Annotated in this window: 1 protein-coding gene; it reads left to right on the top strand. The window is 67.6% G+C overall.

Features of this window, described 5'->3' with window-relative positions; genetic code table 11:
* Window positions 1–296, top strand: a 296-nt coding sequence (locus U874_RS0113935; protein WP_025135147.1) for an ATP-binding cassette domain-containing protein, incomplete at both ends; no start/stop codon positions are given.

Raw genomic sequence — 296 nt, forward strand, 5'->3', positions numbered from 1 at the left:
TTCATCGAGGAGCTGAAGTCGCTCGAGCTGGGGCTCGAGAAGCGGCTTCCGGCGAAGGTGGGGCTGCTCTCGGGTGGTCAGCGGCAGGCGCTGTCGCTGCTGATGGCCGGGTTCACGCAGCCGCGGATCCTGCTGCTCGATGAGCACACGGCGGCGCTCGATCCGCAGCGCGCGGCGCTCGTGACGGATCTCACGGAGCGGATCGTGGCGCAGGGCGGCCTGACGACGCTGATGGTGACGCACAACATGGAGCAGGCGCTGAAGCTCGGCAACCGTCTCATCATGATGCACGAGGG

Source organism: Leucobacter sp. PH1c (assembly GCF_000633415.1).
In the GTDB taxonomy this organism is placed as follows: Bacteria; Actinomycetota; Actinomycetes; order Actinomycetales; family Microbacteriaceae; genus Leucobacter.